At 66.6% G+C, this 25501-nt stretch carries 26 protein-coding genes; 15 read left to right on the forward strand and 11 right to left on the reverse strand.

The features are described from left to right. Nucleotides 1–63: 63 nt before the first annotated feature. Complete coding sequence (locus ACSFA2_RS05985; RefSeq protein ID WP_435454402.1) at nucleotides 64–2667, reverse strand: di-heme oxidoreductase family protein; 2604 nt, start codon at nucleotides 2665–2667, stop codon at nucleotides 64–66. A gap of 840 nt (nucleotides 2668–3507) precedes the next feature. Continuing rightward, entirely contained in the window at nucleotides 3508–4416 is a 909-nt protein-coding gene (locus ACSFA2_RS05990) for a LysR family transcriptional regulator (RefSeq protein WP_435454403.1), read from the reverse strand. A gap of 113 nt (nucleotides 4417–4529) precedes the next feature. Between ACSFA2_RS05990 and ACSFA2_RS05995 the strand changes: the two genes are divergently transcribed. Together ACSFA2_RS05995 and ACSFA2_RS06000 are read left to right on the forward strand one after the other, a co-directional pair. Continuing rightward, the gene (locus ACSFA2_RS05995) at nucleotides 4530–5399 is read left to right on the forward strand and encodes an NAD(P)H-binding protein (protein WP_435454404.1); all 870 of its coding nucleotides are present in this window, start codon (nucleotides 4530–4532) and stop codon (nucleotides 5397–5399) included. A gap of 40 nt (nucleotides 5400–5439) precedes the next feature. Continuing rightward, a complete protein-coding gene (locus tag ACSFA2_RS06000; RefSeq protein WP_435454405.1) occupies nucleotides 5440–6267 on the forward strand; it encodes an aldo/keto reductase in 828 nt (275 codons plus the stop codon). A 445-nt stretch (nucleotides 6268–6712) separates the two neighbouring features. On the opposite strand, the gene ACSFA2_RS06005 is transcribed toward ACSFA2_RS06000, so the two are convergent. Further along, complete coding sequence (locus ACSFA2_RS06005; protein WP_435454406.1) at nucleotides 6713–8929, reverse strand: bifunctional diguanylate cyclase/phosphodiesterase; 2217 nt, start codon at nucleotides 8927–8929, stop codon at nucleotides 6713–6715. Between the two features lie 74 nt (nucleotides 8930–9003). Further along, complete coding sequence (locus tag ACSFA2_RS06010; protein ID WP_435454407.1) at nucleotides 9004–9270, reverse strand: hypothetical protein; 267 nt, start codon at nucleotides 9268–9270, stop codon at nucleotides 9004–9006. A 732-nt stretch (nucleotides 9271–10002) separates the two neighbouring features. Here ACSFA2_RS06010 and ACSFA2_RS06015 point away from each other — a divergent pair. From ACSFA2_RS06015 to ACSFA2_RS06025, 3 genes are all read left to right on the forward strand, one after another. After that, nucleotides 10003–11076, forward strand: coding sequence for an acyltransferase family protein (locus ACSFA2_RS06015; RefSeq protein ID WP_435454408.1), 1074 nt, complete (start codon nucleotides 10003–10005; stop codon nucleotides 11074–11076). 229 nt (nucleotides 11077–11305) lie between these two features. Further along, complete coding sequence (locus tag ACSFA2_RS06020) at nucleotides 11306–11440, forward strand: hypothetical protein (RefSeq protein WP_435454409.1); 135 nt, start codon at nucleotides 11306–11308, stop codon at nucleotides 11438–11440. An 81-nt stretch (nucleotides 11441–11521) separates the two neighbouring features. Beyond that, a complete protein-coding gene (locus ACSFA2_RS06025; protein ID WP_435454410.1) occupies nucleotides 11522–12769 on the forward strand; it encodes a M16 family metallopeptidase in 1248 nt (415 codons plus the stop codon). A gap of 69 nt (nucleotides 12770–12838) precedes the next feature. Here ACSFA2_RS06025 and ACSFA2_RS06030 read toward each other — a convergent pair whose 3' ends face one another. Then, a complete protein-coding gene (locus ACSFA2_RS06030; RefSeq protein ID WP_435454411.1) occupies nucleotides 12839–13039 on the reverse strand; it encodes a hypothetical protein in 201 nt (66 codons plus the stop codon). A gap of 254 nt (nucleotides 13040–13293) precedes the next feature. On the opposite strand from ACSFA2_RS06030, the gene ACSFA2_RS06035 reads away from it, so the two are divergent. Continuing rightward, the gene (locus ACSFA2_RS06035) at nucleotides 13294–13782 is read left to right on the forward strand and encodes a hemerythrin domain-containing protein (RefSeq protein ID WP_435454412.1); all 489 of its coding nucleotides are present in this window, start codon (nucleotides 13294–13296) and stop codon (nucleotides 13780–13782) included. Nucleotides 13783–13863: 81 nt separating this feature from the next. Here ACSFA2_RS06035 and ACSFA2_RS06040 read toward each other — a convergent pair whose 3' ends face one another. Continuing rightward, on the reverse strand, nucleotides 13864–14052 hold the full coding sequence (locus ACSFA2_RS06040) for a hypothetical protein (protein ID WP_435454413.1): 189 nt from the start codon (nucleotides 14050–14052) through the stop codon (nucleotides 13864–13866). Nucleotides 14053–14431: 379 nt separating this feature from the next. Between ACSFA2_RS06040 and ACSFA2_RS06045 the strand changes: the two genes are divergently transcribed. Next, on the forward strand, nucleotides 14432–14557 hold the full coding sequence (locus ACSFA2_RS06045) for a hypothetical protein (RefSeq protein WP_435454414.1): 126 nt from the start codon (nucleotides 14432–14434) through the stop codon (nucleotides 14555–14557). Between the two features lie 63 nt (nucleotides 14558–14620). On the opposite strand, the gene flhD is transcribed toward ACSFA2_RS06045, so the two are convergent. Continuing rightward, a complete protein-coding gene (gene flhD / locus ACSFA2_RS06050; RefSeq protein ID WP_435454415.1) occupies nucleotides 14621–14971 on the reverse strand; it encodes a flagellar transcriptional regulator FlhD in 351 nt (116 codons plus the stop codon). Nucleotides 14972–15320: 349 nt separating this feature from the next. Between flhD and ACSFA2_RS06055 the strand changes: the two genes are divergently transcribed. Continuing rightward, nucleotides 15321–15977 (forward strand): hypothetical protein, encoded by a 657-nt coding sequence (locus ACSFA2_RS06055; RefSeq protein WP_435454416.1) that lies wholly within the window; start codon nucleotides 15321–15323, stop codon nucleotides 15975–15977. A gap of 2 nt (nucleotides 15978–15979) precedes the next feature. Here ACSFA2_RS06055 and ACSFA2_RS06060 read toward each other — a convergent pair whose 3' ends face one another. Then, nucleotides 15980–16678, reverse strand: coding sequence for a hypothetical protein (locus ACSFA2_RS06060; protein WP_435454417.1), 699 nt, complete (start codon nucleotides 16676–16678; stop codon nucleotides 15980–15982). Nucleotides 16679–17045: 367 nt separating this feature from the next. On the opposite strand from ACSFA2_RS06060, the gene ACSFA2_RS06065 reads away from it, so the two are divergent. The 3 genes from ACSFA2_RS06065 (at nucleotide 17046) to ACSFA2_RS06075 (ending at nucleotide 19793) form a co-directional block, all read left to right on the forward strand. Continuing rightward, nucleotides 17046–17408 (forward strand): HU family DNA-binding protein, encoded by a 363-nt coding sequence (locus ACSFA2_RS06065; protein ID WP_286649053.1) that lies wholly within the window; start codon nucleotides 17046–17048, stop codon nucleotides 17406–17408. Nucleotides 17409–17585: 177 nt separating this feature from the next. Then, nucleotides 17586–18743 (forward strand): acyl-CoA dehydrogenase family protein, encoded by a 1158-nt coding sequence (locus tag ACSFA2_RS06070; RefSeq protein WP_435454418.1) that lies wholly within the window; start codon nucleotides 17586–17588, stop codon nucleotides 18741–18743. Nucleotides 18744–18773: 30 nt separating this feature from the next. Continuing rightward, the gene (locus ACSFA2_RS06075; protein ID WP_435454419.1) at nucleotides 18774–19793 is read left to right on the forward strand and encodes a phosphotransferase family protein; all 1020 of its coding nucleotides are present in this window, start codon (nucleotides 18774–18776) and stop codon (nucleotides 19791–19793) included. A gap of 43 nt (nucleotides 19794–19836) precedes the next feature. On the opposite strand, the gene ACSFA2_RS06080 is transcribed toward ACSFA2_RS06075, so the two are convergent. After that, nucleotides 19837–20436, reverse strand: coding sequence for a YceI family protein (locus ACSFA2_RS06080; RefSeq protein ID WP_435454420.1), 600 nt, complete (start codon nucleotides 20434–20436; stop codon nucleotides 19837–19839). Further along, nucleotides 20433–21212 carry a CDP-alcohol phosphatidyltransferase family protein gene (locus ACSFA2_RS06085; protein ID WP_435454421.1) on the reverse strand — a complete coding sequence of 260 codons (780 nt, stop codon included), beginning with the start codon at nucleotides 21210–21212 and terminating at the stop codon, nucleotides 20433–20435. The genes ACSFA2_RS06080 and ACSFA2_RS06085 overlap by 4 nt, the downstream gene beginning before the upstream one ends. A gap of 72 nt (nucleotides 21213–21284) precedes the next feature. Between ACSFA2_RS06085 and ACSFA2_RS06090 the strand changes: the two genes are divergently transcribed. The 4 genes from ACSFA2_RS06090 to ACSFA2_RS06105 are packed head-to-tail and all read left to right on the forward strand — an operon-like array spanning nucleotide 21285 to nucleotide 24693. Further along, nucleotides 21285–22283 (forward strand): zinc-dependent alcohol dehydrogenase, encoded by a 999-nt coding sequence (locus ACSFA2_RS06090; RefSeq protein ID WP_435454422.1) that lies wholly within the window; start codon nucleotides 21285–21287, stop codon nucleotides 22281–22283. Nucleotides 22284–22310: 27 nt separating this feature from the next. Then, nucleotides 22311–22727: a 6-pyruvoyl trahydropterin synthase family protein gene (locus ACSFA2_RS06095; RefSeq protein WP_435454423.1), complete on the forward strand. Its 417-nt coding sequence runs from the start codon at nucleotides 22311–22313 to the stop codon at nucleotides 22725–22727. A 17-nt stretch (nucleotides 22728–22744) separates the two neighbouring features. Continuing rightward, nucleotides 22745–23803 (forward strand): glycosyltransferase family 4 protein, encoded by a 1059-nt coding sequence (locus ACSFA2_RS06100; protein ID WP_435454424.1) that lies wholly within the window; start codon nucleotides 22745–22747, stop codon nucleotides 23801–23803. Continuing rightward, nucleotides 23800–24693, forward strand: coding sequence for a class I SAM-dependent methyltransferase (locus ACSFA2_RS06105; RefSeq protein WP_435454425.1), 894 nt, complete (start codon nucleotides 23800–23802; stop codon nucleotides 24691–24693). Before ACSFA2_RS06100 ends, ACSFA2_RS06105 begins: the two co-directional genes overlap by 4 nt. On the opposite strand, the gene ACSFA2_RS06110 is transcribed toward ACSFA2_RS06105, so the two are convergent. Next, nucleotides 24690–25439, reverse strand: coding sequence for an IclR family transcriptional regulator (locus ACSFA2_RS06110; RefSeq protein ID WP_435454426.1), 750 nt, complete (start codon nucleotides 25437–25439; stop codon nucleotides 24690–24692). The two genes, ACSFA2_RS06105 and ACSFA2_RS06110, sit on opposite strands and share 4 nt — an antisense overlap. Nucleotides 25440–25501 lie beyond the last annotated feature (62 nt).

Genomic DNA, 25501 nt, shown 5'->3' on the forward strand with positions numbered 1-25501 from the left:
CGGCCGCGTCGACGTGCGTGGACGTACAGAAATCATGGAGCCTTCGCAAGTTCTTGAGCCAGATCAAAGAGAGTTCAGGAAGACCAGGATGTCCGTACGATCCGACTTCGGCAATGCCTCGAACCTCGAGCGACTTCCTGCCGCTTCGCCACCGTGCCACAAGATGGCTTCCATGAGCGTCCGGGCCCGGCCATCGTGCAGATAACGCACGCTTTGCGTGTTGCCCTGTGTGTAGTTCAGTGAGCCCAGACCCCACAACGGCGCCGTGCGCCACATGCTGGCGGATGCCTTGCCCTCTGCCAGCGTGTCGGCCAGGCCCGGACCCATGTCGTGCAACAGGAAGTTGGAGTAGGGGCGAATGACCTGGTTGCGGAGTTCCGCGAACGGATGGTTGTTGCCTGTCTTCATCTGCGGTGTGTGGCAGGCGATGCACTGGGCTTGAGCAAACAACGCCTGTCCGCGGGCGATCTGCGTCGGGTTCACATCGTGTTCGGGCGAGACGCGGGCCTCGGCCGGGAAGCCGCTGCGCAAGCTGCGCTGCGCCGGGACGGCCAGAAGCGACAGATAGTCGGACAGACGTTCCAGTTCGGATGCCGAGATGGCCGTGGCGCCGCCGGCGGTATGGCAGTTCGCATCCAGTTTCTGGCATTCGGGTTTCGGGTACACCGGGCTCGTGACGCCGATGTCCTTGAGCAGTGCATCGCCGACCTGCTGGCGCAATGTCGCCTTCGACGCCTTCCAGCCATAGCGACCGAGGTGGGTCTTGCCATCCTCCGGATTCACCACCCAGTTCGGCAGCCCGCGCACGCCGTCGCTGTTGGCGTCCGTCGGGTCGGCCAGCGCCAGGATGGTCGACTCGTCCAGTGCCTCGACCAGGCCCGTTCCGACGATCTGAGCCGCCTGCCGCACGGAGTACTGCGCCGGCGCGCCGCCCTTGAAGGCATAGACCGGCTTCTGCAAATCGACCCGCTCCCCGTCGGGTAGCACATAGGGCGTCGTGGTGTATGACTGCACGCTCACCGCCCAGTCTGCGTCCCCGGCGTTGCGCGAGCGCTGCTGCACATTCATGCCGTAGGTGGGATCAGGAACAGGCGACGTACCCGTCGACGTGGCGGCCGCCGTGAGCACGGACATCGCATCCAATCGTGCGTTGATGGTCGGTGCAGGGCTGCGGCCGTTGAGCGTGTGGCAGGCAATGCAGCGCTCCTGGTTGAAGCGCTGGCCGAGCTGGCCCACATGCGCGGCGAACACAGGGTTGTCGTTCGGATGTTCCGAATGCTTGCCGTCCAGGAACGAGGTGTGGAACAGGCGGCGGCCCTGCACGAAGCGCTTGGCGTTGACGATGCCGATGTTGTTGGCCATCTGCTGGAAGACGCGCATCGGCTCTTCCGAATAGTTGTACGACAGGCTGGTCGTTCCTCCCAGCAGCGTGTCGTCGGGCAGCGGCGCGGAATTCAGGCGTGGCGCCACGCCGAACCACGGTGCCAGCCCCTTGCCGACGACATAGAGCTGCTCGAACGAGTAGTAGCGGCTGCCGGCGCCGTCGACCACCGCCTTGCCCTTGAGGCTCTCGGGCGTCGGCTCCCCCGCGTGCATGCCGTCGCCGTAGCGCTCCATGCGTTGCGCGGGCGCCAGCTCGATCACGTCGCCCATCTTGAGCGCTCGGTGCGGCTGGCCCTTGGGCACGTCCCAGAACGAGTCGAAGTCGATCTTGCAGTCGCGGCTTCCCGCCGTACAGATCGGCTTTCCGCCCCGGTTGGGATTGTTGAAGCCGGTATTGAGCGACCAGCCGTAGTCGCGGACGCCCTCGTCATTGCTGTTGCGGAACAGGCTGAAGGTGGTCCCGTCGAAGGTGCCATCGTTGACGATCAGCGTCATCTCGATGAGCTGCTTGCCCGCCGGAACGTGGTCGCGGATCTCGATGCCGTAGGTGCGGTTCTGAAAGTACGCCGAGGGGAAGGTGAGGTAACGCCCCGGCGCCTTGTCGGGCTCGTTCCAGTCCTCACCGCGTTCGCGTGCATGGCGTTCGGTGGGGCGCATGCCCATCAGCGTGACCAGGGTGCCATCGGCTTCGCGATACTGAAGCTGCTCGGTCATCGGCGTGCCGAACGCGAACAGCGGGTAGTAGCTCGAGATGCCCAGGCTGGGGTCGACCGCCGTGGCGACCGTGGGCGGCCGCGCTGGCGTTGGCGGAACTGGATTGGGCGCGTCGCGATCCGTTCCGATGTTGCTGGGCTCGTCAATCGCGACCTCGCCAGGGGAATCAGCGGCAGGGGTGCCCGCCACAGGAGGTGGCGTGCTGCCGCCCGCAGAACTGCCTGAACCGCCGCCGCAGGCGGCGATCACCGCGGCGACGATCACGAGCAGGCCTGCAGCGGCAACCTGGTTGCCGAATGGGTGGCGCGTGGCCTTTGCGGCCTTCTTGGTATCCATGATGGGTTCCTCGTTTTGTTGTGCGCGCGCCAGTGAGCTGTCCCACGGATCGCGACTTTTTTCTGGCTTTCGCCCCTCGCTGACAAACGGTGCAGCCTTCGTGCCAGATTGGTGATAAGAAAAATTCAACGATAAACGAACGCGGTTTGTCACTTCAGCGACGGAAATTGACAAGTCCCGTCCCGTGACGGGCCGGATGCGTCGCGCCGACACCGCGCTGCCGACGCGGCGCACTGGATGTCCTCGTCGATGGCGTCGACGTTGCTGGGTTTGCGAGGCGATCTGAAATAGTTACAGCGCGCCTCACGAGGTTTTAGAGGAGTTGCCAAGACGCTCGCGCAGATAAGCGCAGTGAGGTACGCATATGCGAAGTGCATCGCCGGCATCTGCAAAGCGAGCGGTGCTGCGCCTGAGCGCGCGCTCACTCATTGATGGCACGTTTCTCGGCACGCGACTGTCGTTAAATCTCTTGCTGAGTGCCTGACGCACCAAGCAACGTGCGTCCATGGCGCACAAACCACTCATGCAACCGCCCTACGCTGCAACCGTCTGGCCTTGGTCTGTGCACAGTCAGTGCCGCGAGAGGACTCGGGCTCAACGAGCGGGTTTGTGTCAAGTGACATGAACGCGCGGCACGATGCGATTGGCCTGGATCGGCCTCGAGCAGTACCGGCTGCCTGCCAGTGCTGCCTACGACGAGATCGCCGAGAGCACAGCCACGCGGCTGACGCAGTGATGGTAGTTGTGCCGCTCTCCATGGACAGAGCGTGAAGTCAAGTACAGCCGGGCGCTTCACATTGGCTGAAAATTGGAAACCTTTGACGCTCCGCGGCCAGTCACGAATGCCTCGGGGTCGATTGACTGAGCGGCTGAGAGAGCCCCTCGGCTTCCACACGTCAGCGGAGAGGATCGGCCAGACTGTTGCATCGACCGGTTGAATCCACCGCCCTTCTGAGACATTTGAATCGTCGCCCCGAAGCTGACATTCAGCGCTCAGCGCGCCTCGCTGCCGCGGGAAACAGAGCGACCAAGCTGATAGCCAGTACCACCTCGCCTGGGTCGCCTGGCCCCAACTCACCGCAGCAGGCTGACCACGAAGTCCAGCAGCGCCCGCGTCTTGGCCGGAACGTGGTGTCTGCTGGGGTAGTAGGCGTGCAGTGGAAAGCGCTCATCCGGCCAATCAGGGAACAAGGGCTCGAGCTGGTTGCCGGCGAGGTAACTCTCGGTGCCCAGTTCGAACAATTGGGCGATGCCGTGACCGGCCAGGCAAGTGCTGTAGAGGGTGCCGGCATCGTTGACAGTCAGGGCGCCACGGGCCGCGACGGTGAGCTTTCGTCGGCGCTGGTGGAATTCCCAGGGGAATGGCCGACCAGTGGTCGAGTCACGAAACAGGATGCACCGGTGGTGACCTGCCTCGAGTTCGCGAGGGTCGGTCGGCTGGCCGTAGCGTCGGAGGTAGGACGGCGACGCGACGGTCAACACCCGTGTATCGAACAACTTGCGGGACACCAGCGACGAGGATTGCGGATGACCGAAACGGATGGCCAGGTCGAACCCGTCGCTCACCATGTCGCCAAGGTCGTCCCGGCTGCGCAGTTCCACCTCGAGACCCGGATGACTGTCCAGAAAGGCGCCCAGCCTGGGTCCGAGGATCAGCCGGGAAAAGAATGGGTCGATGTTGACGCGCAGCCGACCGCGTACCGCGGCAGTTCCTCCCGCGGCGCTGCTGGTGGCCTCTTCGAGCGCACCGACCAGTGGCATGACCTGCTCGTAGAAACGGCGCCCCTCGTCCGTCAAACGCACCGACCGGGTACTGCGCTCGAAGACACGGATGCCCAGCCTGCTTTCGAGTCGCGCCACGGCCCGACTGACGCCGGATTGGGACATGTCGAGTGCTTCACCGGCCCGGCTGAAGCTGGCCATGTCGACGACGGCGGCCATGACGTCGAGGCCTTCAAGCAGTTGCGCGTCGAACATTGCCATTGATGACTGCCAAGCATGAACAAGATACCTCCCATGCTATCGCCTTTCGCGGCGTTCGCGTCCAGACTCCCGGTCAACGCTACGCACCCCGCGTGGCATCAGGAGAAAACAACATGTTTGTCATCACCGGAGTGACCGGCCAGGTCGGCGGTCAGATCGCCAGAGCGTTGCTGACCGAAGGCGTTTCCGTGCGCGCTGTTCTGCGGGACGCGGCCAAGGTATCGACGTGGACCGGTCTCGGTTGCGAGACGGCATTGGCCGCGATGGACGATGCCGCGGCGCTGGCAGACGCGTTCGCCGGTGCCGAAGCCGTGTTCGTGCTCTTGCCGCCAGTGTTCGATCCGACACCGGGCTACGCCGAAACCCGGGCCAATGTCGCAGCGTTGGTCACGGCTCTGCAGCAGGTCCGGCCGCGTCGTGTGGTGGCGCTTTCCACCATCGGCGCCCAGGCGACGCAAGACAGTTTGCTGACCCAGTTGCAGATCATGGAACGCGCCTTTGAAACGCTGCCCATGCCGGTTGCTTTTCTGCGCCCGGCGTGGTTCATGGAGAACACCGCTTGGGACATCGACGGTGCGCGCTCGCTCGGTGTCGTGTCGAGCTTCCTGCAGCCGCTGGACAAGCCGGTGCCCATGGTTGCGACGGCAGACGTCGCGGCGACGGCCGTTCGGATGCTGCGCGAGGTCTGGGAGGGGCCCCGGGTGGTCGAGTTGGACGGGCCGCACCGCATCACGCCTTTGGCGCTGGCGGCGGCCTTGGGCCGGGTGCTCGGGCGCGATGTCGTGGCGCAGCCTGTACCGCGGACGACGTGGGACGCGCTCTTCCGTTCACAAGGCATGGCCAACCCGGAGCCGCGCATCCGGATGCTGGACGGTTTCAACGATGGCTGGATCGAATTCGAGGCCGGCTGTGATGCATCGCTGAAGGGCACGATGGAACTCGAGACGGTGTTGAGACGCCTTGTGGCCCCGGCGATCGCCTGATGCGCCAAAGCCTCTTCGAGAATCGAACGGAGTCGACGCGATGGACAGTCTGAGCACGCAGGGTGTGGAGATCCCCCGCCTGGGTTTGGGAACGTTTCGTGTGCCGGGGGCCGGGTGCCAGCCGATGGTGGAAAGCGCGCTGGCGCTTGGCTTTCGCCACATCGACACCGCTGCGATGTACGAGAACGAGGCCGCCGTCGGTGCGGCGCTCGCGGCCTCCGGCCTCGCGCGGGAGGACTGCTTCGTCACCACCAAGGTCTGGCATGACCAGCTGGCGCCCGCGGCGCTGCGAGATGCGTTCGACCGCAGCCTTGCGCGGCTCGACCTCGGCTACGTCGACCTCTACATGGTGCACTGGCCTTCGCCCGCGATGGACATGACGGCCACGCTGGAGGCGCTCATGGCGCTGTGCAGCGAAGGACTCGCGCGGGCCATCGGGGTGTGCAATTTCAACCTGCCGATGCTGCGCTTCGCGATCCAGCAGGTGGGCTCGCCCATTGCGGCGGTGCAGGTGGAATACCACCCCTTCCTCGATCAGTCCGCGTTGCTGGCATATCTGCGCGGGAAGGGCATTCCGCTGGTCGCCTATGCACCGCTGGCGCAGGGCAGAGTCGCGGAGGACGCCGTGCTGCAGCGCATCGGCGCGAAGCATGGCGCCTCGGCATCGCAGGTGACCATCGCCTGGCTGATGGGGCAGCCCGGTGTAGTCGCGATTCCCAAAGCCGCACGAGCGGCCAGCCAGCAGGCGAACCTGGAAGCGCTCAGCCTGCGCCTTGACGATGAAGACTGCGCCGCCATCGCGGCACTGCCGAAGAACCGGCGGTACGTTCAGCCTGCCTTCGCGCCGGACTGGGATCCAGGCGAATGACAGGCATGAACATCGGTGGAGCGGCAAGTCGATCGTGCGGCAAGCGGTTGACCTTGAGCGAGCCAATGGAAAGGCGACATCCGCGCAAGACCGTTCATGTCAGTACTGGTCTTCCCGTCGGCCTTGGGCGCACTTCGCTGGCTGAGGCCGACGACCTGCGGCGGCGCCGGTGCAAAGTTAGGTGAGACAGAGAGCCCTGAATTTCGAGTGAAGTGAATCTGCAGTTTCAAAGCGCGTGAGGCAACCCGACGCAAGTCGTTGATTCACGAGGAACTGGGGTTTTAGGCAGGATGGGAATCGACAGCTGTCGAGATTCAGCTAAGAACTCTGACTGCCGGCATCGGCTCGGGGTTGCCGTGGTTACTTGCGTGAACTGCTGCGCTGGCACCCAGAGCCAAGGTCGTCAGGGGCGGCATCGGCTTGCGACATACCGATTCGTTCGGCATCAGGACCACCACACTTTGCTTTTGGCCGTGCGCTTGCCTCGCAGCATGATGTCGTCTGCATGGTCAAGCAGCGACTCCGCGTCTGAGGCATCGGATTGCGACACAGCGACGCCGATCGTGACGCGCACCGAGGCGGGCATGCCTCGATTCAGGTCGACCGGCTGCGCAATGCATTCCATCAGGCGATCGAGCAGTCGCTGCCATTCCGTCGGGAGCGACGGCGCAAGGATCAGCACGAACTCGTCTCCGCCGACGCGGAACGCAGCGTCCCCCGGACGCAGGACCGCTGCCACCCGGCGCGCAACCTCCACCAAAAGAACATCGCCCGCTTCGTGGCCAAGCTGATCGTTGATGGCCTTGAAGCCGTCGAGATCCATGTAGCAGACGGCGACGGCGCTGCCTTCAGCCGCGGCTGCCGCCAAGCTCTGCTGCAGGCGATGCCACAGCAAGAGCCGATTCGGCAGGCCTGTGAGTGCATCGTGTGAGGCCGCATGCGCGAGCTGTTCATGCGTTTGCTTGATGGCCGTGATGTCTACGGCCATCCAGAACGTCTGCGAACTCGACAGACGCACGCCGCTCACCGCGATCCAGATGAGCTCGCCCATCCTCCGACGCATTCGCAGCTCCATGCGGTGCTGTACCAATCCATCGAGCATCGAGGCAGCGCCCTTGCCGGCTTGGCTGTAGGTTTCGTCGTCTGGATACAGCACACGCAGCGGCTTGCCGGCCAGATCACCGGACTCGTAGCCGAAAAGACGCTCGAACGCCCGGTTCCTCCAGCCGATGATCTGGTTTTCCACCCTGACCATGCCGACCAGGTCGCTCTCGAGCATGGCGGTCTGTTCGAGCAGCAGGCGCTTGACCTGCGTGATGTCCCGGCCCGACGCGAAGATCATCAGTTCGCCGGCAATCTCGGTGACCCGCATCTGAAGTTCGACGTCGATGATGGTGCCGTCGTCCCGGCGGTGCTGGACTTCGACGCGTTGCTTGTCGCCGATCGAGAGCTTGGCAAGCCATGCGTTGATCTTCTGCTCGTCCTGGTTCACATCCCACGTGGAAACATGGCGGCCCAGCAGCTTGTCTCGCGTCGAGCGCAGCATCTCGGCGAAGGAGTCGCTCATTTCGACCAGTCGGCCATGGCGGTTCATGATGTGGATGCCATCTGCCGCCACGCGCAGCAGTGCCTGCGTCTGCCGCGTCTGTTCCGCGAGCGCGGCCAGCGCGCGGGCCTGCCGGGCGCTCGAGCGAAGGGCTGCAAGCGACGCCATCGCAACCAGAAGCCAGGAAAGTGCCGCGAGCGAAGACACCGTCCATGCGTGCTGCCACCAGGGCTTCAGGAAGCGCGCGTTGTTCAGGCCGGCGTACACCACGAAAGGCCAGCCATCGACGGCGCGGTAGGCGGTGGTCCTGTCGATCTGGTCCACGGCCACCTTGGAGATGTAGACGCCACCGGTGCTGTTCTCCCGCGTTGCGGCGAGCATTTCCGGCGACACGATCACCTCGCCGACCTCACCCTGGGAAGCGCTGCCGGGGGAGCGCCTGGCGATGAGCTGCATGGCGGTGTTGCGGAGGGTGACGGCATCCTTGTCGCCGAGTTCGTAGCGGCTGAAAAGTCCCTCGAAGTGGCTGACCGCGATGCTGGCGTACAGCACCCCGCCGAACTCCCCACCCCGCCGGATGGGTCGGAGCAGGGCGATGATCCAGTGGCCGGAGACCCGGGAGCGCAGCGGCTCGGTGACCAGGGTCGATGCCTGCTGGCTGGACTTCGCCTTCTGGAAGTAGGGGCGGTCGGCGATGTTGGCGGGAGCGGCCGGGGAGAGCGCATTGCCCCACCGAACTTGGCCTTTTGCGTCAGACAGCCGCAACGCCTCGGCGCCAGGCACAAGGGGCATGCGCGACGCCAGCATATCAAGGAGAACTTGATCGTCGCCGAGACCCGCGGCCTGCAGCCGCTCGATTTCGTCCGCGGTCGCCGTGAGCACCGCATCAATGCGACCCAACTCGCTTTCGATGTTGAGCTTGGCGATAGCAGCCAGATTTTCTGCAATTGCCTGGGTCTGGTCGGTGACGGTCTGCCTCGACGCATTCAGGACGAAATACACCAGGACACAGAGGAGCAGGGCGATCGCGGTATTGAGCGCAGCGAGCTTGACAACAAGGCGCCGCCGCCGGTGTGCTGCGTGCTCCAGTTGTGCCTGAACAAAAGGCAGTGGCATGGCGTGACGTTTCTACTCTCGCCGCGAACGGCCTCCGCGCCCTGGTGCCGGACGGTCGTAGTCTGGCTGTCGTGTCAGGGCTTGGGTCCCGGTGCTCGAAGCTCGCAACCGGTCTCATCGACCCTGATGCTGAAGAAGCCGAGCGCCTCGTGAATCTCGTCGTCTGTCAGCTTAGTAATTTCCGCATCAACGTCGAGCCAAAACCGTTCGACCGCCGCCTCATAGACAGCCGCACTCTGCTCCGTTGAAGGCGCTGTTTCCAAAGGCTCTTTTGGCAGCTTTCCGAAGAGTTCAAGAATTTTGAGCTTCGTGTTGGGGAAAAGATCGAATCGCATGCTCATACCGTTGCTTTTGAAATACTCTGCTCGGGACAGACGACCAGGTGTGGAAGGAGGCCTGCATCAGGGTCGCGGTCTGCTGCCGTGGTGGTCTTCTCGTTCTGTAACCTTCCGCGTTGGTCATTGCAGGAACGTAACAACGCCTTGGCGAATTTTCAGCCTTCATCACGTTAGAGCACAGTATCTGGCACTGTTGTTAGTGGCCGCAAGAGCTTGTCCCTGGGCGCTCCGGACCAGAGGCGGCGCTAGCTCAGAAGAGGCACCTTCGCCAACGTGCGGGGTGCAGCACATGAGACCGATCACGGAACATATGGTCGCAGGGCAGTGCGCGCCCTTGTCATGCACCGGCGCCAGTCGCATTGGCACTTCAGCCGGCAAGGAAGTGGCGCACGTTGTCCATACCCTCGCGCAGTGCGGTGCTCAGCGTGCTGGCTTCCGGCGAAACCTGCAGCGGGTTCAGACGCAACTCCGCCCGGTCTTCGGCCAGCGCGGCGACAAGGTTCTTTAGATTTGATGGCGTCGGGCGCCAGAGCCCCTCGATCGGTCAGCCACCGAGGACTAGACCCGTGATGACGTTTGCGAACCTCTTGCATCGTCTTGAAACACGCAATGTCTTACCGCTTCAGCGTGCATGTGTGGGCAAATCGGCACCGCGCGATTTCCGTCGCTTACTACAATCTGATTACATTGTGCCCGGCCTTATGGCGAAGCGGCGCCTAGCCACCCTGGACACACATGACCCGTAGTTTTGGCCTGGACCTGGCGCGCGTCGCCGCGATCGCGTTCGTTCTCCTCTCCCACTTCGCACACAAGCTCGAGTTCGTCGGCGTCTTCGGCGTCGAGCTGTTCTTCGCCCTCAGTGGGTACTTGATAGGTGGCGTCCTATATCGCTCGCTTCTGACGACGCCCCGGTGGTCTTTCCACGATGTGCGGGTCTTCTGGGTGAGGCGCTGGTACCGCACCGTGCCGAACTACCTATTCTTCCTGGTGGTTGCGCTCTTCTTTCACGCGTACTTCGGTGGCCTGCCGACGGCTCGACACCTGGCGGCACATCTGGTCTTCATGCAGAACATGATGTCGGGCGACAACGCGTTCTACGGCGTGTCCTGGTCACTGGCGGTCGAAGAGTGGTTCTACCTGACTTTCCCGCTGGTCATCCTCGCCTTCACGGCCGCAGGGCTGCACAAGCGTGCGGCATTTGTCGCCACCACGGTGGTCTTCATCGTAGTCCCGGCAGCGCTACGCGAGTTGGTGCTGATGCACTCGCCGGCCGAGAGCGTGCGGCTGATGACCCTTCCGCGCCTGGACGCAATCTTCTATGGCGTGGGTGCTGCTTTCTTGGTGGCGCGCAGGCCGATGGGCGGTAGCGCGCGCCTTGCATGCATGCTGGTTGGCTCGGTGCTGTCGCTCACCCTGTTCGTACTGCACGCGCTCGACATGGACGGTGTCGGCGTGTATCGAGCGACTTTCCTGCTTGCCCCTACGTCGTTTGCGCTGATGCTTCCCTGGTTGCAGCGCCTCGCGGTGCCCACTGGTCGACTGGTTTTCGTGCGTGCGTCGATCACAAACCTAAGCCTGTGGTCCTATTCGATCTATCTCAGTCACATCCCCGTGCTGTTCGTGGTCTATGCGCTATTTGGCAGCTCTCGGGTGAGCACTGCCGTGAACGTGCTGTCGAAGCTCGTAGGCCTGGCGGCCTGCTTGATTCTGTCGCGCTTCATCTTCCTTCACTTTGAGAAGCGGCTCACTGATATGCGCCCATCTGAACGGCGTCTGCGGTTACCCGTCGGCAGCCGGTCTGCTATTTGACCAACATTTTGATGATGCCTAGATTGTCGATAGTCCAGCGGCGCGGGCGCAGCCGGATCGGCTATGCCAAGAGCAATCTTCTGGGCTTGGGAGTGACAGGGTCAGCGTCGGTCAGATGGCAACCGGAATCTTCAGCGCTTTGTCACCGGGGCGGGCCTGCATAGCGGATGGCGGATTGGCGTCGGCCAGCCCTAGCCGGACGCAGCCGCCGCGCAGCGACAATGCACACATGACCCAAGGCAAGCGCATCTCGGCAGACATCCGCAGCGACGTCTGGCAGGCAACCCGGCGGTTCAGGCGCGTGCCAGGCCTTTTCGCGCTCTGTGGCATCGGCGTCAGGCTGCAGCCGCCGGAAGGCCGCTGAGCCATGGTTCGGCCGCAGGCGGAGCGCACCGCTATCACCCTCCGCACGCTTCCAAACGGCGTGAGGCTGCTCGCCCTTCCCATGCCCCACGTTCAGAGCGCCAGTGTGGGCGTGTTCTTGCGTGTCGGCTCCCGCGACGAGACGCTGGCCACCAACGGCATCGGGCATGTCCTGGAGCACATGGCGTTCAAGGGGACGACCACCCGCTCGGTTCAGGCCATCAACCTGGATGCGGAGCGGCTTGGCGCCGACGTCAACGCATTCACCGGCAAGGACACCACCGGCTATTTCATGACAGGCCTGGGTCGGCACGCGGAGCAGTTGCTGCGCATGACGGCCGACATCGTCCTGAACAGCACCTTTCCCGAGCACGAACTGCAGCGCGAACTGGACGTGATCCGTCAGGAGGCCATCGAGTACGAAGAGGATCCAGATGACAGCGCCAGCGAACTGCTCGACCGCGCCATCTGGGGCGACGACCCGATGGGGATGCCGGTGATCGGCACGGTCAAGAACATCGAAGGCTTCACCCGGCAGGACCTGGTGCGCCACGTGCAGTCCCACCAGGTGGCGTCGAATACCGTCGTCGTGGCGGCCGGGAACTTCGACGTCGAGGCCTGGCTGGCCCTTGCGGGCGATCTCTTCGCAGCGATGCCTTCATCGGCCGCCCCCTCCGCATCGCGCCCGGCAACCCCGGCAACGTACGTCGGTCAGGCGTTGGCACAGCGTTTCACGCAGGTGTCGCAGGTGTTTTTGAACATGGCCTATCCGCTGGTGCCGGCGCGGCCGGACGCGATGCCGCAGCAGCGCTGGCGCCTGGCGGCGTCGCTGGCGGCCAGCGTGTTCGGAGAAGGCATGTCGTCGCCGCTGGTCGACACGGTTCGTGAGCGACTCGGCCTGGCCTACACGGCCCACGCCACGATGGACAGCGGCGACGTCTGGGCCAACTTCGTGGTGCACGCGGTCACCACCCCGGACAAGCTCGACGCGCTGGTGACGGCCACGGGCGCGCTGCTGCGTGCGCAGGCCACCGCCATCGATCCGGTGCACCTGGAGCGGGCGAAGAACCAGCTGACCGTGTCCCGCGTGCGCGCAGCCGAGCGCACCTATGCAACGATGGAGCAGGCTGTCGAGGAACTCTTCGCCAGCGGGACCGTGACGCCGATGGCCGAAGCCATCGCGATGATCGACGACATCGACGCGGAAGAGGTGCGGGCGGTCTTCGAGCGGATGCTGGCCAACCCCCCGGCGCTGGCGATGACCGGCAAGGGCATCAGCGCACGCGCCGCGCGGCAGTTGGCGGCGCGCCTGTCTGCCGGCGCCCGGTAGCGGACCTTCATCGCTGAAGTCCGTCCAGCCCGAATCGTCGCCCCGTGATGGGCGAATCATGTCGACGCCTCAGATCTTGTTCATCTGGTCGTTCAACTGATCGAGAGCAGCGTCTTCCGACATGCCCAGCTCTCCCCGGAATCGCGCGGCGGTGGGTTTTCGCCCGCTGGCGCGAAGTCGCTGGAAGCCGTCGCGGCCGGCATCGCCGCGGTGGTGCTCGAACCGGGCATGCTCGACGAACGCCGCAGCGCGCTGCCTTTGTTCAGGCATGGCGTGGTGGTGCTCGACGCGCGCGCCAGGGCGAACTCAGCTACATCGCGCGCGAATTGGCGGGTGAAGTTTCCGCGTTGATTCAGGGCCTGCACCGGAGCTGAGGTCACGGCCAGCTCGCAGCAAGACGGAGGTTTGAATCGCCGCGAACAAGACGCGCGCGGGTCCTCCTACGGAATTTCGGTCGTGTTCCTACGCACGGGGCATCGGCGCGGCAGCATCTTGGCGATCCCCCACGAACAAAGGAGTTTGATATGGCAACCACCCGCACCCCCGCCGATGCATGCAGCCTGCTGGATGCAGACCATCGCAACGTCAAGAAGCTTTTCAAGGAGTTCGAACCTCTGGCAGAGTCGAAGGCCAAGACGGCACCTGCCAAGCGGCGCGAGCTCGCCGACCAGATCTGCCTGGAACTCACGGTCCACGCGCAAATCGAGGAAGAGATCTTTTATCCGGCGCTGCGCGCGGTCCTCAAAGAGGAAGACCTTTTGGATGAAGCCGAAGTCGAGCACGCAAGCGCCAAGGAATTGATTGCGCAGATCAGGGATGGCGACGAGAACGATTCGAAGTGGTGCGCCCGGGTGATCGTGCTGGGCGAGTACATCGACCATCACGTCAAGGAAGAGCGCAACGAGATCTTCGTCAAGGCACGTGCCGCACAGAAGCTGGATCTGGTGGCCATGCGCGACGAACTCCAGGCCCGCAAGGAAGAATTGTTGGCTGAGCTCACGGCGACGGCGTAGCCATGTGAATGGCTCGAGTCAGCCCTTCGCGTGCGCCAGCGGGGCGGCGCTACCGAGTGACACTGGGGACGGCGCCGCGCCTCAGCGCAGCACGAACGCTGCAACCACGCAGGCGATCACGACCAAGGCGGCGATCGTGAGGTTGCGGCGCCAGCCGTCGCGGTACTGTTCCTGCTGCTCGAGGCGGCTGCGAAGCGTCAGCTCGCCGAGCCGCGAAGGCACGGTGTCGGGTTCATCGTCGTAGTGACCGCCGTGGAAAAACTTGGGCATGAAAATGGCTCGGCAGGCAGTCCCGCGGCATTCGGCACACGGGGCGGGGGCGTTGAAAAGACGCCGCTTGCGCGGCGCCGAAGAATTTGGAAACGGTCGTTAACCAACCCAAATTCTGTAACAAAGCCGCCGATTTGTAGTACCGATGTTTTCATTTTCATGTGCATTTCATTCATTTCGTGAATTTATGCACACGTCACCGGGCCGCGCCGCCACGTATTCCACGCTCAGGGCCGGGATGCATCCCGGGATGCGTTCACAGGCGAACTGGGTGGTCTTCCCGTCCTTGATGGCGCCATGCACGCGAGCGGGTGCGTGAGATGCTTGCAGCGTCTCGGGCCCGTCCCGATCCCGAGTCCGGTCACCCTGGAGCGACGCCATGAACACCCACCACGCCCGCCTGCAGCCGCAAGACCCCTTCGCCGCCAAGCTGGGGGTGTACGTCGTGCGCGTGGGTCTTGTGATGACCCTCGTGGGGGTCGTGGCGTCTTTCTTTCGCAGCTGACCGTCGGGCTCGTCGCAGCCCCCCGACTGTGCGATGCCGGCCCGACGCCGAGCCGGCGGCGGGTCAACCGAAGCTGGCGGTGTTTTCGCGCATGTGGCGCGCAGCCATCAGGATGGACATGTGCGCCTGCTGCAGGCCGCTGCTCTTGTCGTCGGCGGCCACCGTCAGCATCGGCTTGTTGTCGAGCCGAAAGCTGCACAGCAGCAGCTTTGACGCGGCAAGCTTCACGATCTGCGACAGCGACATGCTGGCCAGCAGTTCTGCCAGTTCCGGGCCGATGCCCAGGCGGAACATCGCGGCTGCCTTGTCCTGCTTCACCAGCTTCTGCGCCAGGAGCATGTAGGCCAGATTGATGTCGCCGATTTCCTTGTGCACCTCGGCCACCGCGCCGCTGTCATTCGAATCGATATCCACTTGAAAACTCCGTGTTGAACCAACTGAAGTAAGTAGACCATCGAGAGTTTTACATTTGTTAACCATCCAGTAGGTGCAACCGGAAAGCGTGTGAAACAACACGTTCTTCGTCAGTGCGGTCCTACAAGAGGCGTGCATGAAACCAGAAAGTAGTGCATATGGGTTACCCCCTTGTGCCTCGGCTCGCAGGGATACGGCGGGGAAGCCGACCACACCGCGTGGTTTTACCAATGCCTAAGTACGCATCGGTGCCGCAAGACCGGCGTGACGGTCCAAAGCGGCCCGGATCGGGTCTCGCCAAGCCCGTGTGGCACTTCGATGCTTCGAGCAACGGCGGTGGGACCGCACAATGGCGCACATGACCGATTGCGTGGAACGTATGTTTCGACAGGTGGCGGGGCTTTGGATCGCCCCGGAGGTCCCCGTCGCGGCGCCGTGGCGAGCCGGGCCGCTGCCTTGCGTGGACCACAATGCCGTGGACTACGAGGGCCTTGCCGACTTTCTGGGCAGGCACTTCTACTGCGGGGAGACCGTGGCGCTCCGGCTGCCGGACGACACGATCGACTCGGTCACCGTGGCGCCGCGATTGCGCAGTGCGCTGCCCGAACTCGCCCGTTGCCACGATTTCGCCGAGCGGCTGCTGCATGCCGCCGCCGATGGCGCGAGCCCGATCCCGGTGCGGCACGCATGGGACGCGTTGCACCGCCACAAGGACCGTCGTTGTGCGCCGCCTCCGGTTCTGCTCATCTTCCTGATCGAAGGCTCGTTCGAGGCGGTGACGATCTGGCATGCCCAGGCCTCCATGCGGCTGGGCATTCGTGCGGCCGATCTCAGCGTGCTTCTGTCGGGCGACATGAAAGCGAGCGACCATGACGGCCGGCTCACGGACGAACTGCGTGCCGAACTCGAGCGTCATTTCGGCGTGCCTTACCAGCGCCAATGCAAGCTGTCGAAAATGGTCTCGACGCCCCCACCGGCCTGGGCAACCGGCGCGGTCCTGACCTGACCCTAGCGCGGCGTCAGCGAATAGCCTTTCAAGAGGCTCGCGGCGCTCTCCACCGCAGCGACATGCTGTCGGACATGGTGGCTCACGGTGGTCAGCAATTCGTATTCGCCGCACACCAGGCGCCGGGTGGACCCGGGGGCGCCATCGGTCAGGTCCTGCGGGAAGGCGATGCTCCAATACGGCCAGTCGGCGGGAAGCAGGTCGATGTCATAGGCCTCCGCCAGGGCGTAGGCGGCGATGGCGGCGGCTTCGAGGAAGCCATGGTCGGGCTGCGCCGCCGGGACGTTGATGCGTTCCACGAAGGTCAGTGCGAAGACCACGCGCGCATCGAGATCCAGCCGCTGGTCGGCGATCTCCGCCTCCAGAAAGCGCGGCGCCGAGCGGTCGACGCCGGAGATGCGGTGACCGCAGATCGCATGCACCACCCCGTCCTCGCGCGCGACGAACAGTTTTTGCGGATGATGCCCGGGCGCCTTGGCATAGGCGTCCAGGACATCGCCGAGCCGACGGCGGCGGGCTGCGTCGCCGTAGAGCCGCGCCGGCGCATGGCCGAAGCGAAGCAGGGCCAGGTGCGCGGCGTCCTCGATCGACGTGGGGCCCTGATGGCGCGTGAGTTTCTTCAGGTCCGTGTCGACCGTGCGCAGCACGGCCTCGACGGCACTGAGCGGTTGCCCGGTGAGCGCCGCGAGGGCTGCGGCCACGGGGTGCGGTTCGCCGGGAACGTCACGGATGATGGGGTGAAGCGAGGGTGCGTTCATCGAGGTTTGGCAAGGGTCGGCGGCAGGTCGGCCCGCGAGTGGGAAGCACAGTCTCTTCGGTTTTCTTCTGTGCACCAAGGCTACCCCGAAGACCACCCGGTCAAACGCCCGAACAGACCGTGGATTCCGCCTGCGCAGGACCGATGGTTTGTCACCATCACGCGATGACGATCCGTCGCGCGGCCGACCCGAGCAACCGGTCCGTCCGCAAGGGCTGTCGCCGCAGCGGCTACACTCCGCGCCGCATGAGAGCCGGTCCCCGGCCCTGCCGCCATGGGCAACCTGGCGAATTCATCTCAGGAAATATTCAGTGAACCGTATCGAACTCGTCGAGAAAATCGCCTCCACCCACAACACCAGCAAGGCCGAAGCGGCTCGCATCCTGGAGACCATCACCGGCGCCATCGTCGGTGCGGTCAAGAAGGGCGACCCCGTGCAACTCGTCGGTTTCGGCACCTTCAAGCAGGTCGCACGCGCTGCACGCTCGGGCTTCAACCCACAAGCCGGCACCAAGATCAAGATCGCCGCACAGAAGGTGCCGAAGTTCGTTCCCGGTGCCGCGTTCAAGGCAGCCGTGGATCCGAAGGCCGCCAAGCGCAAGGCCGAGAAGGCCGCTGCAAAGCCGGTCGCCAAGAAGGCCGCTCCGGCCAAGAAGGCTGTGGCCAAGAAGTGAATGCGTGAATGATGCAGGCGGCAGGTCCGCCGGCATTCGAGAGACGGCCCTTCGGGGCCGTTTTTTTTGGGGTGGATGGGGTGCGAGCCGCTGTCGCATCCATGACCCGGTCTCCCAAGGGTTGCCGGCACCATCGGCCGCTTCGGATGCACGCGCGTCCCGACAAAGGAAGACCCGATGGATTTCAGCCTCACGCCTGCCCAGACCGAGCTGCAGGAGCGCACCCGCCGCTTCATCGCCGACGAGGTGATCCCGATGGAGAACGACCCGCGCCAGGACTCGCACGGGCCCAGCGAGGCGCTGCGCAACGACCTGGTGGCGCGTGCCCGGGCGCACGGCCTGCTCACGCCCCATGCATCGAAGGACCACGGCGGCCTCGGCCTGTCGCACGTCGACAAGGCGATCGTCTTCGAAGAGGCCGGCTATTCGCCGCTAGGCCCGGTGGCACTCAACATCCACGCGCCCGACGAGGGCAACATTCACCTGATGGAAGAGGTCGCCACGCCCTCGCAGAAGGCGCGCTGGCTGCAGCCGCTGATCGACGGCCACATCCGCTCCTGCTTCTGCATGACCGAGCCGCCGCCCGGCGCCGGCTCCGACCCGTCGATGATGCAGACGCTGGCGGTGCAGGACGGCGACCACTACGTCATCACCGGCCGCAAATGGTTCATCACCGGCGCCACCGGCGCGGGCTTCGCGATCGTCATGGCGCGCATGGAAGACGGCCGGGCGACGATGTTCCTGGCCGACATGGACCAGCCGGCCATCGTGGTGGAGCGCCAGATCGACGCCATGGACAGCTGCTTCACCGGCGGCCATGGCGTGGTGCGCTTCGACGGCCTGCGCGTGCCGGCCGACGCTGTGCTGGGCGCGGTCGGCGAAGGCTTCCGCTACGCGCAGGTGCGGCTCGCGCCCGCGCGCCTGACGCACTGCATGCGCTGGCTCGGCCAGGCGCGCCGCGCGCACGAGGTGGCGAGCAACTACGCCCGCCAGCGCCAGGCCTTCGGCCAGCCGCTGGTCGAGCACGAGGGCGTGGGCTTCATGCTGGCCGACAACGAGATGGACCTGCACACCGCGCGGCTCGCGATCTGGCATTGCGCGTGGGTGCTCGACCAGGGCGGCAAGGGCCGCCACGAATCGAGCATGACCAAGGTGATGTGCTCCGAGGCCGAGTGGCGCGTGGTCGACCGCTCGGTGCAGATCCTCGGTGCCAGCGGCGTGTCCGACGAGAGCATCGTCGCGCGCATCTTCAAGGACATGCGCGCCTTTCGCGTCTACGACGGTCCGTCGGAAGTGCACCGCTGGAGCATGGCGAAGCGGATCGCGCGGGGTTAGGCGACCCGTCGCGCGCCGACAATGCGTCCCATGAAAAAAACAGAGACAACCCCCGAATTCGACCCGGCCCGCCTGCGCGACTTTTTGCGCCGGGCCATCCCGGGCCTGGACGGCGAGATGCGCCTCGCGCGCATCGGCGGCGGCCAATCGAACCCCACCTTCTTCGTCGACTTCGACGCCCGCGCGCTGGTGCTGCGCAAGCAACCGCCGGGCGAACTGCTGCCCTCGGCGCACGCGGTCGACCGCGAGTTCCGCATCCTGCGCGCGCTGGCGGGCACCGACGTGCCGGTGCCCCAGGCGGTGCTGTACTGCGACGACCGCAGCGTCGTCGGCACCCCCTTCTACGTGATGGACAAGCTCGACGGCCGGGTGATGTCGCCGTACGCGCTGCCGCAGATCGCGCCGGCCGAGCGGCGCGGCTACTACTTCGCCATGGCCGAGACGCTGGCGAAGCTGCACCGGGTCGACCTGGCGGCCACCGGCCTGACCGACTACGGCAAGCCGGGCAACTTCTTCCAGCGCCAGATCACGCGCTGGATCCGCCAGTGGAACGCCTCGCGCACCCGCGAGGACACAAACATCGACCGCCTCATTGCCTGGCTGCCCGCGAACATTCCGCCGGGCGACCAGACCACCATCGCGCATGGCGACTTCCGCTTCGGCAACCTGATGTTCCACCCGACCGAGCCACGCGTGATCGCGGTGCTCGACTGGGAGTTGTCCACGCTGGGCCATCCGCTGGCCGACGTGGCCTACAGCTGTATGGCCTGGCACACCGGCGCCGACGAGTTCGAAGGTATGCGCGACATCGACCTGGCGGCCGAGGGCATCCCGACACAGGCCGAGTACGTTGCGCACTACCAGCGCAGCGGCGGCTGCGCCGAGCCGGTGATGAACTTCCACCTGGCCTTCTCGCTGTTCCGCTTCGCGGTCATCCTCGAAGGCATCGCGGCGCGTGCGAAGAGCGGCAGCGCGGCCGCCGACGATGCGGTGCAGGTCGGCGCGCAGGCGGCCGGCTTCGCGCGCCGTGCGGTCGCGCTGATCGACTGACGCATCCCGCGGGGGACGTCACGGCACCGGCCCGTCGGACGGTTCACTGACGGACGGCCTCGAACTCGATGAGGAGCTGGACGTCGTCGCCGACCCAGCCGTTGGCGACGCCGTAACGCATGCCATAGGCGCTGCGCTTGAAGCTGCCGCGCGCCGACACGCCCATCACGTACGAACCCTTGGCGATGGGGGACAGGCCGCTCTTGTTCCAGGTCGCCAGCAGCACCAGCGGCTGCGTGCGGCCCAGCAGCTCGAGCTGGCCGGCGATCTCGAAGCTGCGCTCGCCGGTGCGCCGCGCGCCCGTCGCGGTGAACACCATGCGCGGAAACTCCGCCGTGTTCAGGAACTCCGCACTCTGGAGGTGCCGGTCGCGTGCGGCGTGGTTGCTGAAGACGCTGCGCGTGTCGACCTCGATCCGTACCTCGCCCAGCGTGCCGGTGGTCTCGTCGAACTGGTAGCTGCCGCGTGCGGTGCGGAAGCTGCCCAGCACCTTCGCGTAGCCGATGTGCTCGACCAGGAAGCCAAGGCCGATGTGCTCGGGGTCGAGCATGTAGCGCGCAGGTTGTGCGGCGGCGGTCAGCGCGGCCAGCGACAGCGCGCCGAACAGCACGAGGCGCCGGCCAGCGCACGCGAAGGCGGTCATGCCGCGGCCTTCTGCGCGCTGCGATGGCGTCGCGCCAGCCCCACGATGTCAACCCCGAAGGAATAGACCAGCGCCGCCAGCCCGGCCCCGGCGATCACGCCGGCCCACCCGGGCGTGACAACCGGGCCGAGGCAGACGATGAGCGTCACGCTCTGCACCACGCACACCGTCTTGCGCCGCGCGCTCGGCGGCAGGGGCGCCGCGAGCCAGGGCCAGGCACCGGCCGCCAGCACGAAGGCATAGCGCATGGCGCCGGCCGCCAGCACCCAGGCGCCGGTCTTGTCGAGGGCCAGCACCAGCACGCTGAGCACGGCGATCAGCAGGGCATCGGTCTCCATGTCGAAGCGCGCGCCGAAATCACTGGCCTGGCCGCGTCGCCGGGCGATGGCACCGTCGGCCGCGTCGAGCAGCGCGCCGACGGTCGCCAGCACGACGAGGCACCAGGCCAGCATCGGCGTCTGCAACGCCGGCTCGCCGACGCCCGCGGCCAGGAGGGCGACGAGCGCGAGGCGCAAGAGGGTGATGCCGTTGGCGGCACCGAAGCGCCGATGCGGCCCATGCGTCGGCAGGGCGCGCCAGACGAGGGCCGATGCGACGCCGAACACGGCGATCGCCTTCGGCACGAACCACGCGCCCATCCCGGCCCACACCGTGACCCCGGCCGCCACGGCGACCAGGCCGAGGCCGGTGCATGCCAGCGAGAACGCCGCGTCACGCTGGAGCGCGTCGTGTTCGCCGGTTCGGCCCGGTCGCGGTGGGGCTGCGTGGGTGAGCATCGTCTTCACTAAGATCGGTCATCGCCGAATCGGCCAGCGTCCGGGTGCCGCCCTCGCGGCAACGAAATGAGCATGCCAGCAATTCATCCCCCTGTGGTGTCCGATGATTTCCGCGCCTGCTGGACCGAGGCGCCGGGCCGCGCCGCGGTCCGCAGCGGCACGCTCGCGCCGACCGCCGGTGACGACGTGCGGGTCCGCACCCTGCACAGCGCCGTGAGCCGCGGCACCGAGCTGCTGGTGTTCAACGGCGAGGTGCCCGAGAGCGAACACGCCCGCATGCGCGCCCCCTTCCAGGACGGCGATTTCCCCGCGCCGGTGAAGTACGGCTATGCCAGCGTCGGCGTCGTCGAAGCGGGGCCGCCCGCACTGCAGGGCCGGGCCGTGTTCTGCCTGTACCCGCACCAGACGCGCTACGTCGTGCCGCAGGGCGCCGTGCATCGGTTGCCCGACGGCCTGCCGCCCGCGCGTGCGGTGCTCGCCGCCAACATGGAAACGGCGGTCAATGCACTGTGGGACGCCGCACCGCGTGTCGGCGACCGCGTCGCGGTGGTCGGCGGCGGCGTGGTGGGCCTGCTGGTCGCCTGGCTGGCCTCGCGCATGCCGGGGGTGCAGGTGGAGCTCGTCGATGTTCGCGCCGAGCGGGCGCAGGTCGCCGCACGCCTGGGGCTGGTATTCGCCTTGCCGGCCGATGCAGCCACCGACGCCGACCTCGTCGTGCATGCCAGTGGACAGCCGGCCGGGCTGGTCACAGCGCTCGGGCTGGCGGGCTTCGAGGCCACCGTGCTCGAGCTGAGCTGGTACGGCCGCCGGGCCGTCGCGCTGCCGCTGGGCGAGGCTTTCCATGCCCGGCGGCTGACGCTGCGCAGTTCGCAGGTCGGGCATGTGGCCACCGCGCAGCGCAGCCGCTGGACGCACGCGCGGCGCATGGCGCTCGCGTTGTCGCTGCTGCGCGACCCGGTGTTCGACGCGCTGGTCACCGACGCCGCATCCTTCGACGATCTGCCGCAGGTGCTCGCGCGCCTGGCCGCCGGTGCGCCCGACACGCTGTGCCAGCGCATCGACTATTCCTGAACCTTCCTTCTCCGAAAGACCGCCGCCATGTACAGCGTCAACGTCCGCGACCATTTCATGATCGCCCACAGCTTTCGCGGCGAAGCCTTCGGTCCGGCGCAGCGGCTGCACGGCGCCACCTACGTGGTCGACGCCGAATTCCGCCGCCGCGCGCTCGATGCCGACGGCATGGTGGTCGACATCGCTCGTGCCACCGAGGTGCTGCGCCGTGTGCTGGGCGAACTGAACCTGCGCAACCTCGACGACGACCCGGCCTTCGCGGGGCAGAACACCACGACCGAGTTCATGGCGCGGGTCATCTTCGAGCGCATCGCCGCGGCGAGCGCCGCAGGGGAATTGGGCGCACACGCCGGCGGACTCGAATCGCTGCGTGTGCGGCTCAACGAATCGCACGTGGCCTGGGCGGCCTACGAAGGCCCGTTGAACGACGCACAGGCCCATTGAGTCGCACTGCACGCCGCATGTCACGCGACTGCATCTTCCTCGTGCCCGGCGACTGGGACAGCCGCACCGGCGGCTACCTGTACGACCGCCGCATCGTCGACGGCTTGCGCGCCGCCGGGTGGCGCGTCATCCGGTGCTCGCCGGGCGACGGCTTTCCGCAACCGGATGCCACCGCCCGCGAGCAGGCGCGTGGCGTGATCGACGCGTTGCCCGACGGTGCACTGGTGGTGGCCGATGGGCTCGGCTTCTCGGCCTTGCCCGAACTGGTTGAGCAGCATGCGCAGCGCCTGCGCTGGGTGGCCTTGGTACACCACCCGCTGGCCTTCGAGTCGGGGCTGTCGCCGCCCGAGCAGGCGCGGCTCTTCGACAGCGAGCGGCGTGCCCTGGCCTGCGCGCGCCATGTGGTCGTGACCAGCCCATCGACCGCGCAGGCGCTCGCCACCTTCGACGTGCCGTCCGAGGGCATCACGGTGGTGGAGCCAGGTACCGATCGCGCGCCCCAGGCGACCGGCGGCGGTGCGGGCGCCGGTGCCCTGTCGCTGCTGTGCGTGGCGACCGTCACGGCGCGCAAAGGCCACACGGTGCTCATCGAGGCGCTCGCGGGCCTGCCGGACCGGGCGTGGCAGCTGCACTGCGCCGGCAGCCTGGCGCGCGACGACGCGACGGTCGCTGCGGTGCGCGCCAGCGTCGCGCGCCATGGCCTGGCCGCGCGCGTCACCTGGCACGGTGAAGTCGATGGGCCGGCGCTCGAGGCGCTCTACGCCCAGGCCGACCTGTTCGTGCTGCCGTCCTTTCACGAGGGCTACGGCATGGCGCTGGCGGAAGCCTTGGCCCATGGCCTTCCGATCGTCAGCTGCGCGGCGGGCGCCATCGCCGACACGGTGCCGGCCAGCGCCGGCGTGCTGGTGCCGCCCGGCGATGCCGATGCCTTGCGCGATGCGCTGCGGCGCCTGATGGACGACACGGCCTGGCGCGCCACGCTGGCGGCCGGTGCCCGCGCGGCCGCCGAGCGCCTGCCCACGTGGGACGACGCCGGTGCGCGCTTCGCGGCCGTGCTCGATGCGGTGGCGCCATGACCGGCTTCAGCGCCGACTGGCTGGCGCAGCGCGAGCCCTTCGACCGCGCGGCGCGCGCGTCGGCCGCCGCCGCGTTCGACTGGAAGGCCCTCGCGACGCAGCTGCGTCGCGAACGCACCGGCGATGCCGCCATCACCGTGCTGGACCTCGGTTGCGGCACCGGCGCCAGCCTGCGCGAGGTCGCGCCGCGTCTGGGCGGGGTGCAGCGCTGGCGCCTGGTCGACCACGATGCGGCGCTGCTGGCCGCGGTGCCCGGGACGCTGACACGCTGGGCGCACACGCGAGGCTGGCGGGTCCGGGCGCACGGCGACGGGTTGCGCGTCGACGGTGATGGGCTCCAGCTCGACGTCGAATGCGTGCAGGCCGACCTGGCGGCGGATTTCGACGCCGTGCCTTTCGACGGCGCGCAGCTGGTCACCTGCGCCGCCTTGCTCGACCTCGTGTCACAGCCTTGGCTCGAGGCGCTGGTGGCGCGATGCACGGGCGTCGGCGCCGCGGTGTGCTGGGCGCTCAGTGTTGACGGCCGCCTCGCGTGGACCGAGGCGGATGCCGACGACGCACGAGTGCACGACGCCTTTCGCGCACACCAACGTCGCGACAAGGGCTTCGGCGCAGCGCTCGGCGACACTGCAGTTGGGGTGGCTCAGCGGTGCCTCACGGCCGCGGGCTATCGGCTCGACGCGACAGAGAGTGACTGGGTCATCGACGGCGCGCGCGCCGCCTCTGATGGCGCGATGCTGCGTGCCCTGATCGATGGCATGGCACAAGCCGCGATCGAGCAATCCCCGGCACACGCGGCGCACATTGACGCCTGGCGCGCGCGGCGCGTTGCCACCCGGGGCGCGACGCGCCTGCGCGTCGGCCACATCGATCTGCTGGGCTGGCGTTAAGTCCGCGCCGCGGCAACGCCGACCAGGTGCCGGTCGATGGCCTGCCGGACGGCAGCGACCAGTTCCTGTGTCCGGTTCTCGATGCGGAACATCGGCCCCGCGACCAGCACCGCGAACTGCCGGTGCGGCAGGCCCAGGGGCAGCGCCACGCCACCGAGGGCGGAGGTGAACTCCGCGTTGCCCTCGAACCAGCCCAGCTTCACCGAGCGGGCGATCTCCGCTTCGACCGCCTCGATGCTCATCAGCGTGGTGGCCGTGTAGCGCTCGAAGTCGGCCTTGCGCAGCACCACGCCGCGGTCGTCGGGGCTCATCTGCGACAGCAACGCGCGGCCGGTGGCCGTGACGTGCAGCGGCACGCGCTTGCCGGGCCGCGCGGCATAGCGGATCGCGTGCGGCGACTCGACTGCATCGACGAAGAGCGCGTGCGAGCCGCTCACGGCCGCCAGCACGGCGGTCTCGCCGGTCTCCGCCACGAGTTCTTCCAGCAAGCGATGCAGTTCCTGGGGGATGGGCTGCGCTTCCTCGATCTGCGCGATCAGGCTGGCCCAGATCGGCGCCGGGTAGTAGCCGCCGCGGGCGCGCGGCTCGTACAGGTAGCCGCGGCTCAGCAGCGTGCCCAGCAGGTTGAAGGTGCTCGAACGGGGCCAGTCGAAATGCTTGGCGATCTCCGCCAGCGTCGCCGGCCGGCGGTGGGCAGCGAAGAACTCGATCAGTTCCAGGACGTTCGCGGCTTGTTTGACGTTCACGGTGTGCGCTGACCGGTCGCGGTGCCCTGATGCGTGGGGTACCGCGACCTCCCTCGGAGGAA

It is taken from the genome of Variovorax cryoconiti, assembly GCF_051216395.1.
Classification (GTDB): Bacteria; Pseudomonadota; Gammaproteobacteria; order Burkholderiales; family Burkholderiaceae_C; genus Variovorax.